The sequence below is a fragment of the Testudinibacter sp. P27/CKL/0425 genome (assembly GCF_052931395.1).
The window spans coordinates 2,060,460-2,073,562 of record NZ_CM128801.1; the positions used below are offsets into that span (position 1 = coordinate 2,060,460).

Consider the following 13,103-nt stretch of genomic DNA (forward strand, 5'->3'; position numbering starts at 1 on the left):
AAGACTTTAATATTTAAAATTTTCATACCAATGTCTTGCACAAGTGCCCACACAGATTGTCTGATAAATTGTTAAAGAACAAAAAACCTTGCTTTATCTTTCAACTAAGACAAGGCGATTTCAACTTTATAAAAGTGAAATGGTCGGCGAGATAGGATTTGAACCTACGACCCACTGGTCCCAAACCAGTTGCGCTACCAAGCTGCGCTACTCGCCGATGGTTGCTTCTCGTTAATACAAACCAGAAGCAAAATTTGGGGTGGCTAATGGGACTTGAACCCACGACAACTGGAATCACAATCCAGGGCTCTACCAACTGAGCTATAGCCACCATTGTTGTTGACAAGCGTTAGCTGAATCAAAATGCGAACGCATGGCGCGCTCGACAGGATTCGAACCTGAGACCTTTGGCTCCGGAGGCCAACGCTCTATCCAACTGAGCTACGAGCGCACATCGCGTCGTTGCGGAGCGCATATTAAGTGTTTCTCAATTGCTTGTCTAGTGATTTTTTTATTTTTTTTCTTGCCTGCTGTTAAAATATGCAGATTGCTTACTATTTGCCAACATTCTGTTTATTTTGCTGGCAAGATCACAATTTATTCGTGAAATAGTAATAAGCATATTTTAATAGGTTCACTTGTCTACGCCAGCGAGTCGGCTGGCTTAACAGGCGATATAGCCACTCCAGATTGGCTTTTTGCCAAATTAGCGGTGCACGTTTTACTCTGCCGGTGAACACATCATAAGTTCCGCCCACACCCATGTATAGCGCCTGCGGATAAGCCTGCTGACACGCCAACATAAACCGCTCTTGCTTCGGCGAACCCATCGCCACGGTAACAATTTTCGCCCCGCTGTTTTTAATTGTTTCAATCAGCGCTGTTTGCTGTTCCGGTTTAAAATAGCCGTCTTGTACACCGGCCAGATTCACATTCCACTGGGTTTGCAACTTTTGTTGGGTTTGTTCTAACACTTCCGGCTGCCCGCCGACCAAAAAAACCGGTGTTTGCAGCTTACCTGCTTTTTCCATTAACGCATACCATAAATCACAACCCGCCACGCGCTTCAGATTTTGGTATTGCGGATATTTTTTATGAATGGATTTCACAATACTCATGCCGTCCGCATATTTAAATTCGGCATTTTGCAACAATTCTTTAATTTCCGGTTGCTTTTCGGCGGTGATGATTTTTTCAGCGTTAATCGCAATTAATTTACCGTATTGCACGCCTTGTTCATTTAGTAAAAAATCCAAAAATGCGGTTTGATCTTGAACCGCCAAAATATCGATACCGCGAATCGCGACTTTTTCAATCATCCTGTTTCTCCTGCTTTATTTCGCAATCCCTTTGTGCCGAATGCAGCCTGTTTGCCGCAACAGCAGTACAACTAATTTACTGATCAGCACTGCTGTGACAAAAATCAATGAAAAGAATACCCAACGCGACACAAACGCATCCATTCCCTCTCGCACCAATACAATCAAATTAAAAATGTTGGCAAAACAATACGCCTGAATCAGTGCGCTATGGCTGCGATGGGCGGTCTGTTTGCCATGTTGATATAGAAAATCCATGCCTTTCAGCAGCCAGCCGCACACTATTGCGCCCAAAAGCATAAACGGAATTCCGCCCATAATTAGAAACGAACCGAGCAGCGTCGGTGAAATCGCCAGCCCCGCGTAATAGTTCAGCACTTCCCAAGTGAAATAGTTGGCGGAGTTGACCACTAAGTCCGGGCGATTTTCCCAAAGATCTTTCGGGATAAACACATAAAAATCGCGCATAATCGGCGCTAAGCCTTGAAATTCGATTTGCGAGTAATGCGAAAACAGCAACGCCAAGTTTTCCCACGGTGAAAAGGTATCCCGGGTTAAATATAAAAAAGTATAAAACGCTTCGCTGCCGCTCACATCCAAGCCATAGCGCGCCAATGCCAAGCCGAACATTGCTACAATCGCCACCGCGCCTGCAATAGCTAGCGTCATGATTGAAATATATTGCTTGCTGATACCAATAAAAAAGAAAATCGCCACTGCTAGTGCAATATTAGCGCGCGTGCCGCCGACCAGCAAATAGGTCAATACCCCAAAGCCGACACCAAACAATAAGAACAGCACCCAATTTAATTTGGTTGGTTTTAAAAAGTAAAAAATCAGCAATGCCGGCAAAAAGAAATAGAAAAATCGCTTTAACGCCGTGCCGCTGCCGTGGGAAAAAATCTTGCTGTAACTGTCTAATTTAAATAATAAAAAGCCGTTTAAACTAAAAAATGCGCCAATCGTACCGAGTGCGACCAGCAATAACAGCAATGCACTGAGTATTCCCTCAGAGCTTGAGTTTTGGCGTGCGTGCGCAACAGCCGAAAGTGCGGTCGGTTGGTGTGGCGAATTTGCAACTAGTGGTGATAACCGCACTTTGTAACAAACGTAATACACTATATAAAAAACTAATGCCGAAAACAGCGCGATAAACAAGGTTTCAAACGGCAGTGGCTGCACGTTAAACCCGAATGCCAGCAGCATACTGAACGGGAAGCCGAGATAAAAGGTCAGCAGATAGATCAGCGTAAACAATAATTGGAACGAAAACCGCACTTGCTTAAAAGATTGATACGCCAAATAGCCGATCAATACCAGCGAAAAAGTATATAGCAGCACCAATGCGCTCAATTGCGTTAAACTCAGCATCTTGCTATTTTTGTCCCCATTTGGTTAACAGTTGCAGCCAGCCGTCGGCGAAATTCGGCGCAAAAAAATCAATTTTCCGTTTATCCAAGTGCGCTAACCGCACTTTGCTCTCCGCCACGCGTGCCGGCGTGAGTTCTGACATTGGAATAAACGGGATCTGTTGCTGGCGCATATCCAAACAAAACGGATTTTCAGGATTCAGCACCAGCGGAATATCAAATTGGGTTAACAGGCAAATCGTGCCGATTCCTTGCTGACGAGAGAAAATAAAATAGCCCAAATCACAGCCTGACAGCAAAGTTAAATAATCAGCAAAATCCATCCGTTGTTCCAACACCTCAACCGCACTTGGAGCAAACAGCGCCTGCGCTTTGGCTTTCACTTGCGCAATATACGGCTGATTATCTTCAGGATAGCCCATTGGAACCACAATCCGAACATTATCGCCCAATGCCTGTTTGATCTGTTGCAACGCCTCAAGATGACGATTTGAAGGATCACCCGAATTGCCTAACAAAATCGTTAACGGCGGTTGTTCAACCGCACTTTGTGCTTTTGGCACAGGTTGCAATGACGGATCCATTTTGGTCGGGAAATACAGCACCGTTTGCTCGGCATTCGGATTAATCCGTTTAAACTGCGCCAAATCGCCCACCGTGCCGAATACATGGCGCAACTTTTTCTGTGCTAAACGACGCAGCGGATAAAACAGCTTAAACTTCCATTGTTGAGAATCTTCATATAAATCCGCGCCCCAAATATGCCAGCCAAGACGCGCTAACGGCAGTTGATTGCACAAAATCGCCAACCAAATCGCCACGTTAAATTGCCCGTGCAACAGGTAAAATGTGTCATCGCGCTGTTTTACTTCCGCACGCAAAAATTGTGCCAGCGCTTTTTTGCTCTTAAAACGCACCACTTCCGGCGGATCATCCTGCTGGGCTTTGCCGACAAGATAAAAACTGGCACGCGCCTGCGGCGGAATCCGATCCCATAATTGGGTGCGGAAAAACTGCATAACGGTTTGATTATGTTGCGGAATATCCGAGCCTAAAATATGGCAAACTCTCATGCGGTTTCCTTATGTGCGGTGCGTTTTTGATAGACAGCAAAGCCAATTGCACACAGCAGAAAATAACTAATATAAGTAATCATGTATGATTGCGTCGCGCCCTGCGCGCCGTGCAACGGAATCAGCCAATAAGATGTACCGAGCAACAGCGAAAATTGTACGATTTCCGCCAACACATACAGTTTCAAGGCGGCTTTTGCCACGATCAAATAGCCAAAAATATATGCCGAAACTTTGAATACATCCCCCAGCAGCTGCCATAAAAACAGGTTTTCCATGGGCAAAAATTGCTCGGAAAACAAAATGCGGATCACGAGATCGCGCAGTAAATAGATCGCACAGCTCACCACCAATACTGTTGGCAAGACAAATTTTAACGCCTTCCACACTTCTTGCTTGATCGGCTGCGGCGCGTTCAATTTGGAAAACGTCGGCAGTAAATACACCGAAAAGGCAGCGGTGATAAATTGCAAATAGGCATCCGAAATTTTACTCACCCCTTGCCACAAGCCAACATCGTGCATACTGTACGCATCCTGCAACCAATCACGCATTAAAATATATGCCAACGGCAAGGTGATCGCGGTGACAAATACCATGCCGGAAAATTTAAGCAGTTTTTTCGCTTGCGCGCGATCAAAGTGCGGTTTCAACAGTGTCAATGAAAAATTGGATTGGCGCTTTGTTAACAGAAAATAAGCCGGTATGATAGTAACCGCCGGCACGATAGCTAAACCGACCAAGGCGCCTTGATACCCAAACACAAACAGCCCCAGCAGGAAACCTATCACCCCGAGTAACGCACCAAGAATAATACTCAGCGCATTAGCTTTGGCATTACGCTGTCCGCGCAAAATCGCTAAAAAATAGTTACTCAGCGCAATGCCGAATTGCAACAGCGCCAGTAGCCGAATCACATTTTGATAGCCCGCTTCGGCAAATAAAAAATCGGCAATCGGCGTGGCAAACAGTAATAAAGTGACACCTAATAACAACGAGAAACCAAGAATAATCGTTGATGAAGTGGCTAGCGTCCGTTGCAGCTGTAATGGCTGTTGTTCGTATTCCGCTACATATTTGGTCACGCCGTTAAAAATGCCCGCCCCCGCAAATACGCCCAATACGGTGAGCAGCGTCATGTAGTTCGCCGCACGCCCAACGCCTTCGGTGCCAAAGGCGATCGCCAACAGCTTCACCGCCAGCAAACCGACAAAAATTTTGGCGACGGTGGAGGCTGCGGTCCAAAGGGTGGTCGAGCCGAGAGATTTTTTCATAATCCGTTCGCGCAGCAAACTAAACCGTTTGCTGTAAATACGCCGTTGCCGCGGCAATTACGCGTTCGATTTCTTCATCACACATATTATAGAATAGCGGTAAACGCACTAAACGTTCGCTTTCACGCGTGGTAAACTGATCTTCACCATCGAAACGCCCAAACTTTTCCCCTGCAGGACTGGAGTGCAACGGCACATAGTGGAACACACTCAAAATATCTTGTGCTTTTAAGGCGTCAATAAACGAAGTGCGGTCAGCCACGTCATTCAGTTTCAAATAGAACATATGCGCATTGTGACGACACTCTTGTGGAATGCTCGGCAATTGGACTCGTTGGCTAGTGAATGGCTGGAAAGCTTGGTAATAACGCGCCCAAATTGCCAAACGGCGCTGATTAATTTCATCCGCCGCTTCCAGTTGCGCATACAGATACGCAGCTTGCAGATCCGACATCAAAAAGCTCGATCCCATATCACGCCAAGTATATTTATCCACTTGCCCACGGAAAAATTGACTGCGGTTAGTACCTTTTTCGCGGATAATTTCTGCCCGTTCGATTAACGTTTCATCATTCACTAAAGTTGCGCCGCCTTCGCCGCCGGCGGTGTAATTTTTGGTTTCATGGAAACTATAGCAGCCGATGTGTCCGATCGTGCCAAGCGCCTTGCCTTTGTAGCTCGACATCACCCCTTGTGCGGCATCTTCGATCACCCATAGTTTATATTTTTCGGCAAGTGCCATAATGGCGTCCATTTCGCACGCCACACCGGCATAATGCACCGGCACGATTGCTTTGGTTTTTGTGCTGATCGCCGCTTCTATTTTCGTTTCATCGATGTTCATGGTATCCGGGCGCACATCTACAAATACAATTTTCGCGCCACGCAATACAAAAGCATTGGCGGTAGAAACAAAGGTGTAGCTCGGCATGATCACTTCATCGCCCGGTTGAATATCGATCAGCAATGCAGCCATTTCAAGCGAGGCGGTGCAAGACGGCGTTAACAATACTTTTTTCGCGCCAAAATGCTGTTGCTGCCACTGTTCAGCCAACTTGGTAAATGGACCGTCGCCGCTCAATTTTCCTGAAATTAAAGCGTTAGCAATATGTTGTTGTTCTGTACCGACAACCGGTGGTTTGTTAAATGGAATCATGTTATCCCTCGTTCTGCGAGTGGCTATCGCCTTTAGCGATAAAACCAATAAGAAATCTGTGCAATTTGCCCGTGTTGTTGGTACAAATTGATTGCGGCTTGATTGCCGCTTTGTGTGGCAATCCAGAGTTGTTTATGCTGTTGCTGCAAGCACCAGTTAACCGCACTTTGCAACAGTCGTTTGGCAATCCCCTGCCCTCTGGCGTGTTCCGCCACTGCTAATAGTCCGACCCGCGCATTGTTGGCATCTAGCGTTCGCAAGCTGATCGCCCCTTGAAGTTCAGCTTGCGGATCGCGCAGCAGTAAACAGAGATGATCAAATTCACCTAGCACTGCTTTACGAATCCAAGTGCGGTAGAATTGCTGATTTTGCTCAGTACTAAACCATGGCTGACGAAAACGACTGGCGGAAAATGCCGAGCCGAACAGCGCTTCCAGCTCGGCAATATCATCGTGCTCGGCGCGAATGGCGGTTGACGGCGTGATGTTAACCGCCGTCAACGGCAAGCAAAAATCCAATTCACCTTCGACAAACTGAAATCCCAGTTGCTGCAAATAGCGGATCTGCGCATTTTGATCGGCGCTGAGTTTGCATTGCACCAGATCAAAGCCATCAAATACCGCACTTTGGCTTGCCTCCGCGCGACTTGGCTGCCAATCGGACGCAAAGTATAACTTACCGATTTCCGTCGCAAAGAAATCACTTTCCCATGCGTTGCGCTCGAGGGTGATGTTGTTCGCCTGCATAAAATTGCCGTTTAACCGCGCCAAATGCCGCGCGTATCAATCAGCCACTGCTGGCTGACGGTTTTCTGATCGACCGCTTTAAACTGTTTGTGATCAACCAGCAAGACCAAAATATCAGCCGTTTCCAGCGCTTGCTCTAAGCTCGCCAATTCGACTTTCTGCTGCAATTGCGCCGACAGTTTTTCAATGTTCGGTTCAACCGCCAGCAGCTTGCCTGCGTGCCAGTCTGCCAATTCCGCGGTGATTTCCACCGCCGGGCTTTCGCGCAAATCGTCAATATCCGGCTTAAAGGCTAAACCTAAGCAGGCAATCGTGATATCCGACGCTTTGCAATTGCGCTCGGTCACCGCTTCCGCCAGCGCTTTTTTCACTTGTTCAATCACCCAGTGCGGTTTGTAATCGTTGACTTCGCGCGCGGTGCGGATCAAGCGGGCTTGTTCCGGGCTTTGTGCCACGATAAACCACGGATCAACCGCAATACAGTGTCCGCCAACGCCCGCCCCCGGTTGCAGAATGTTCACGCGCGGGTGGCGATTCGCTAATTTGATTAATTCCCATACGCTGATCTGCAAGTGATCGCAAATTAATGACAATTCATTGGCAAACGCAATATTCACATCACGGAAGCTGTTTTCGGTCAGTTTGCACATTTCTGCGGTGCGTGCGTTGGTGACAATACACTCACCTTGTACGAATAATTTGTACAAACGCGATGCCTTTTCGGCGCACGCAGATGATAAACCGCCGATCACTCGGTCGTTCGAGAACAATTCCTGCATAATTTTGCCGGGCAGTACACGTTCCGGGCAGTATGCCAATTTAATATCCGCCTCATCCCCGGCTTTCGACGGAAAAGTTAAATCCGGGCGTAATTCAGACAGCCAATTTTCCACCTCTTCGGTGGCGCCGACCGGCGAGGTCGATTCCAACACCACCAGATTGCCTTTTTGTAACACCGGCGCAATGCTTTTCGCCGCAGATTCGACATAGCTTAAATCCGGTTGATAATGATCTTTAAACGGTGTCGGCACCGCAATTAAAAACGCATCCGCAGGCAGCACTTTAGTGCTTGCTGTCAGCAGCCCTTTTTCAACCGCACTTTTCACCGCCACATCCAAATCCGGCTCGACAATATGAATTTTGCCTTGATTAATGGTGTCGACCGCATAACGGTTTAAATCAACGCCCAAAACGCGTTTGCCGCTGCTGGCAAAAGCGGTTGCGGTCGGCAAGCCGATGTAGCCTAAGCCGATAACGGAAATGGTATTAAATTCTGTGTTCATATTGCATCTACTCTGTTAAAAATTGCTTAATGGCGGTAACGATTCTTTCGCAAGCCTTACCGTCGCCATAAGGGTTGTTAGCTTTTGCCATTGATTGATAATGGGCATCGTCACTCAACAACCGCTCTACTTCAGATATAATTTTCTGCGGATCGGTGCCGACCAAACGCACCGTGCCTGCCGCCACCGCTTCCGGTCGCTCGGTGGTATCGCGCATCACTAAAACCGGTTTGCCCAATGACGGGGCTTCTTCCTGAATGCCGCCGGAATCGGTCAAAATCAGATAACTGCGGTTCATCAAATACACAAACGGCAAATAATCCTGCGGTTCGATCAAAAATACATTGTCGATCTGTTTTAGCCAACGCTCCACCGGTTCGCGTACATTCGGATTGAGGTGCATCGGATAAAGAATTTGAATATCCGGATGCCGTGTTGCCAGCGTGGCTAAACTTTCGCAGATTCGTTCAAATCCGGCTCCAAAACTTTCGCGTCGATGTCCGGTCACCAGCACCAGCTTTTTCTGCGGATCCAAAAACGGATAGGCTTGTGCCAGCGATTCGGAAAGTGCGGTTTCGGTGGCGAGCTTTTGCTTCACCCACAATAATGCGTCAATCACGGTGTTGCCGGTCACCACAATATTGTCTGCCGGTTTATTTTCCGCCAGCAAATTTTGTTGTGAACTTAAGGTCGGCGCAAAATGATAACTTGCGATCGCGCCCGTCAGGCAACGGTTGCCCTCTTCCGGCCACGGCGAATAGATATTGCCGGTGCGCAAGCCTGCTTCGATATGTCCGATTTTAATCTGCTGATAATAACAAGCAAGGCTGGCGGCAAACGTGGTGGTGGTATCGCCGTGCACCAGCACTAAATCGGGTTTAAACTCCGCTAATACCGCTCTTAGTTCTTGTAAAATCCGCACGCTGATGTCGGTTAAATCCTGCCCTGTTTTCATGATGTTTAAATCATAATCCGGCACCAGTTCAAACAGGTTTAACACTTGATCAAGCATTTCACGGTGCTGCGCGGTAACGCACACTTTAGCGTCAATTTGCGGATCCTCTGCTAGCGCTTGCGCCAACGGCGCCATTTTTATCGCTTCGGGACGGGTGCCGAAAACCGTTAATACTTTGAATTTAGCCATTGTTCGCTCCCGTTTGCTGTTCTGTTTTTGTTTGTGTCGCGCGGGCAAAACCGCGCAGCGCCAAAATAATCGCCAGCGCGCAACCGAGTAATAAGCCGATAAATCCGGCGCTCAAGATCCATAACATTTGGTTCGGGCTATGCGGCGTTAACGGTTGCACCGGGGTTTTTAAATAGTGAAACGCATTGAATTGGTTGTCCAACGGCTGAACCGAGGTCATCATCGCCAGTTTACTTTGCCATACGGCAGCCGAAACCAGTTGCCCTTGCTGATCATGTCCCAGATTGTGATTTGCCGCTAATGTTACGCGATCAAACAGGTTTTTCCATTTGGCGATTAAATTGCCGTATTCCGCTTGACGGGTGCTGAGGTTGGCATAAGCCATAAACGCAGTCAGCAATTCCGCCGCCTGTTTTGGATTGTCCAACGTTAATTCGATTTTGTCGTTGCTGTTATTGCGCGCATTGCCTTCTGTTAAGCTAATCGCAGCGATCAAGCGCTCTAATAAGGCGTCATCGTGTACTTTATCACCGTTCAGCATCTGTTTGTAATAATCACTCTGTAGCCAGAAATTTTTCAGCACGTCATAGGCTTTCACCTGCTGTTTAAATTGTTGAAAAATAGTTTGCGGCAATGGGCTTTCAACCTCACTTGGCTGCTCGCTTGGTTTGGCCTCGATCAGCTGATACATATTATACAGCGCATAATAATTGCCGAGCTGGCTCTCTTGCGGCACTTCAATATACGCCTCGGCGCGCCATGACGGCTTCATCACAAAAGCGGTTAACGCATAGGCAACCGCACTTGAGAGCAGCACCAGCAGCAGAATCAGCCAGCTTTTGCGCCACAAAATGTTGACGAAAGCCAATAGATCCAATCGTTCGATCAAATACGGGGCTGTCAGGGTTGCCGGTTTTTGTAATACTTCAGGCATAAAAAAGTTCCTTTTTTATGATGATCTTCTCAGATCTGATGACGTTTTTGACTACGCTGTGTACGGCGGCGCATTCGTTTAATGAAGCGTGTAACCCGCCAAGCGCGTGTAATGGAATAGTAGTAGACGAAGAACAGCAGGATAAATAATCCGAACATGATCCATTCATCAATATAATAAATTTCGCCGAGAATGCCGAAGCCGGCAAACAGCGCAGCAACCGCGGTGATTAAAAACAGCGCTTGGCGCGAGCTTAAGCCGGCGCGCATTAGCAAATGGTGCAAGTGTAAGCGATCGGGACGAAACGGGCTTTTGCCTTTGCGCAGACGGCGGAAAATCACCGCCACCATGTCAATTAACGGAATCGCGATCACCCAAAGTGCGGTCACCGGATTAATCGGATGCCCGCTGCCTTGTGTGCTCAGCAATAAGATCCAAATCACAGTAAAGCCGATCAAGGTGCTGCCGGAATCGCCCATAAACACTTTATTCTGTACGCCGAACACCCCGAGATTAAACAGCGCGTACGGCAAAATCACCAGGATCAGCGCAAAACACCACAAGGCGAGATTAATTTGTCCGTCCAGCAACATCAACAGCGCCACCGCGCCGAACGTGACACTCGACAATCCGCCGAGCAAGCCGTCGATTCCGTCGATCATGTTAAACGCGTTAATCACCGCCAAAGTGATCAGCACAGTCACCACGAATGACAACGATCCCAGCCGCAGTTGGAACGGCCCGATAATTTGCCCGAGTGACGCTAGCTCCAGATGTGCATAATGGAGCATCATTCCGGCAAGAATCACTTGAATCAGCGCGCGCAGAAACGGGCTGATATCAAAGCGATCGTCAAACACACCGACAATCAACAGCACGCTGACGCACAGGAGATAAAGATAAGGAAAACGCATTTCGTTCCATTGCAACAAATAGAAGCAAAGGTTGCCGATGAACAGCGCCAATCCGCCAATCAGCGGAATCGCCCCCTGATGACGTTTGCGGTAATTCGGTTTATCGACCAGCCCGACTTTTTGCGCCACAGGCCGAATCAAGATAAGCGCACAAAATGAAACGATAAAAGGCAATAATAAGGACAGCCACATATAAAACTTCATTTTCTGGAAATAACATCCACATATTATTGTGGTTTAACAACCACTTGATAAAAACAGCCGCTTTATTTTCAGCTGCTCCGAATTGCGCAAGAATAGCATAAGATAAATTTAGCCGATAATCTTTTTTTATTTCTGCGTAAAAAAGATCAATTTAAAGTACAATACTCGCCTCTCGTGATGACTGCAACAGGAACAAAGCAATGACACATTCAGAACAACTCTTTCAACAAGCTCAACACGTTATCCCGGGCGGCGTTAATTCGCCGGTTCGCGCGTTTAAAGGCGTCGGCGGCAGCCCGTTATTTATCGAAAAAGCCGATGGCGCTTATATTTATGACAGCGACGGTAAACAATATATTGATTATGTCGGCTCTTGGGGCCCGATGATTTTAGGGCATAACTACCCGGCGATTCGCAATGCCGTGATTGAAACCGCGCAAAAAGGGCTGAGTTTCGGCGCACCGACCGCACTTGAGATTGAACTGGCAGAGCTGGTATGCAAACTGGTTCCGTCAATGGAAATGGTGCGCATGGTCAGCTCCGGCACCGAAGCCACTATGTCGGCAATTCGTCTGGCTCGCGGCTACACCCAACGCGATAAAATCATTAAATTTGAAGGCTGCTATCATGGGCACGCCGATGCGCTGCTGGTCAAAGCAGGCTCCGGCGCACTGACGTTAGGGCAACCCAGCTCACCGGGTGTGCCTGCCGATTTCACCAAGCACACCCAAGTTTGCCAATATAACGATTTGGATTCGGTCAAAAGCGTATTCGAACAATACCCGCAAGAGATCGCTTGTATTATCGTCGAACCGGTTGCCGGCAACATGAATTGCGTGCCGCCAAAAGACGGCTTCCTGCAAGGCTTACGCGCACTGTGCGATCAGTATGGCGCGCTATTGATTATCGACGAAGTGATGACCGGCTTCCGTGTCGCTTTAGGCGGCGCACAAACGCATTATCAAGTCACCCCCGATCTCACCTGCTTAGGCAAAGTGATCGGCGGCGGTATGCCGGTCGGCGCATTCGGCGGCAAAAAAGCGATTATGCACCACCTCGCTCCGCTCGGCCCGGTTTATCAAGCCGGCACGCTGTCGGGCAACCCGATTGCAATGGCGGCAGGGCTTGCCTGCTTAACCGAACTGTCAAAGTGCGGTAACGAACAAAAATTAGCGCAGCTTACCAAGCAACTGGCAGAAGGTCTGAAACAACGCGCCGCCAAGCACGGCATTCCGTTGGTTGTTAACTACGTCGGCGGAATGTTCGGCATTTACTTCACCGATCAAGCGGAAGTCAGCAGCTATCAACAGGTCATGGCGTGCGACAGCGAACGCTTTAAGCAGTTTTTCCATGCCATGCTGGAACAAGGCGTGTACCTCGCCCCTTCCGCCTTTGAAGCCGGCTTTATGTCATTGGCACACAGCGAAGCGGATATCGAACAAACCTTGGATGCTGCCGAGGCGTGTTTTGTGACATGGAGCTAACTCATTGCGAAATAAAACTGATTCAGGCTCTACTAAATAGGGTCCTGAATCAGCTTGACTAAAACTGAATACCATTATTCATTCATGATGTTTGCTCTTTAATTTGTATCGTTATTACCCGTAATATGTTCATAAATAATTCAAAGGATTATCATCAATGCTGTATTTTTTGAACTAACCATACTCTCTCACTAAAAACGAT

11 protein-coding genes and 3 tRNA genes are annotated in these 13,103 nt (G+C 47.8%); 1 reads left to right on the top strand and 13 read right to left on the bottom strand.

What is annotated here, in order from left to right; translation table 11 throughout:
- Positions 1–140: 140 nt before the first annotated feature.
- From ACUHGC_RS10250 to wecA, 13 genes are all read right to left on the bottom strand, one after another.
- Positions 141–217 (bottom strand) — tRNA-Pro (locus ACUHGC_RS10250).
- A 38-nt stretch (positions 218–255) separates the two neighbouring features.
- Positions 256–331: transfer RNA gene (locus ACUHGC_RS10255), tRNA-His, on the bottom strand.
- A gap of 43 nt (positions 332–374) precedes the next feature.
- Positions 375–451: transfer RNA gene (locus ACUHGC_RS10260), tRNA-Arg, on the bottom strand.
- Positions 452–590: 139 nt separating this feature from the next.
- Positions 591–1,319, bottom strand: a complete 729-nt coding sequence (gene wecG / locus ACUHGC_RS10265; RefSeq protein WP_446833211.1) for a lipopolysaccharide N-acetylmannosaminouronosyltransferase — start codon at positions 1,317–1,319, stop codon at positions 591–593.
- A gap of 15 nt (positions 1,320–1,334) precedes the next feature.
- Positions 1,335–2,690 carry an ECA oligosaccharide polymerase gene (wzyE, locus tag ACUHGC_RS10270; RefSeq protein ID WP_446833212.1) on the bottom strand — a complete coding sequence of 452 codons (1,356 nt, stop codon included), beginning with the start codon at positions 2,688–2,690 and terminating at the stop codon, positions 1,335–1,337.
- Between the two features lie 4 nt (positions 2,691–2,694).
- Positions 2,695–3,762 carry a TDP-N-acetylfucosamine:lipid II N-acetylfucosaminyltransferase gene (locus ACUHGC_RS10275; protein ID WP_446833213.1) on the bottom strand — a complete coding sequence of 356 codons (1,068 nt, stop codon included), beginning with the start codon at positions 3,760–3,762 and terminating at the stop codon, positions 2,695–2,697.
- A complete protein-coding gene (gene wzxE / locus ACUHGC_RS10280; RefSeq protein ID WP_446833214.1) occupies positions 3,759–5,036 on the bottom strand; it encodes a lipid III flippase WzxE in 1,278 nt (425 codons plus the stop codon). Before wzxE ends, ACUHGC_RS10275 begins: the two co-directional genes overlap by 4 nt.
- A 19-nt stretch (positions 5,037–5,055) precedes the next feature.
- Positions 5,056–6,192 (bottom strand): dTDP-4-amino-4,6-dideoxygalactose transaminase, encoded by a 1,137-nt coding sequence (rffA, locus tag ACUHGC_RS10285; protein WP_446833215.1) that lies wholly within the window; start codon positions 6,190–6,192, stop codon positions 5,056–5,058.
- A gap of 32 nt (positions 6,193–6,224) precedes the next feature.
- Positions 6,225–6,938 (bottom strand): dTDP-4-amino-4,6-dideoxy-D-galactose acyltransferase, encoded by a 714-nt coding sequence (rffC, locus tag ACUHGC_RS10290; protein WP_446833216.1) that lies wholly within the window; start codon positions 6,936–6,938, stop codon positions 6,225–6,227.
- 11 nt (positions 6,939–6,949) lie between these two features.
- Entirely contained in the window at positions 6,950–8,221 is a 1,272-nt protein-coding gene (gene wecC, locus ACUHGC_RS10295) for a UDP-N-acetyl-D-mannosamine dehydrogenase (protein WP_446833217.1), read from the bottom strand.
- Between the two features lie 7 nt (positions 8,222–8,228).
- Positions 8,229–9,365, bottom strand: a complete 1,137-nt coding sequence (gene wecB, locus ACUHGC_RS10300) for a non-hydrolyzing UDP-N-acetylglucosamine 2-epimerase (RefSeq protein ID WP_446833218.1) — start codon at positions 9,363–9,365, stop codon at positions 8,229–8,231.
- On the bottom strand, positions 9,358–10,299 hold the full coding sequence (locus ACUHGC_RS10305; protein WP_446833219.1) for a Wzz/FepE/Etk N-terminal domain-containing protein: 942 nt from the start codon (positions 10,297–10,299) through the stop codon (positions 9,358–9,360). Before ACUHGC_RS10305 ends, wecB begins: the two co-directional genes overlap by 8 nt.
- A gap of 29 nt (positions 10,300–10,328) precedes the next feature.
- The gene (wecA, locus tag ACUHGC_RS10310; protein WP_446833220.1) at positions 10,329–11,405 is read right to left on the bottom strand and encodes a UDP-N-acetylglucosamine--undecaprenyl-phosphate N-acetylglucosaminephosphotransferase; all 1,077 of its coding nucleotides are present in this window, start codon (positions 11,403–11,405) and stop codon (positions 10,329–10,331) included.
- 212 nt (positions 11,406–11,617) lie between these two features.
- Between wecA and hemL the strand changes: the two genes are divergently transcribed.
- Entirely contained in the window at positions 11,618–12,901 is a 1,284-nt protein-coding gene (gene hemL / locus ACUHGC_RS10315) for a glutamate-1-semialdehyde 2,1-aminomutase (protein WP_446833221.1), read from the top strand.
- Positions 12,902–13,103 lie beyond the last annotated feature (202 nt).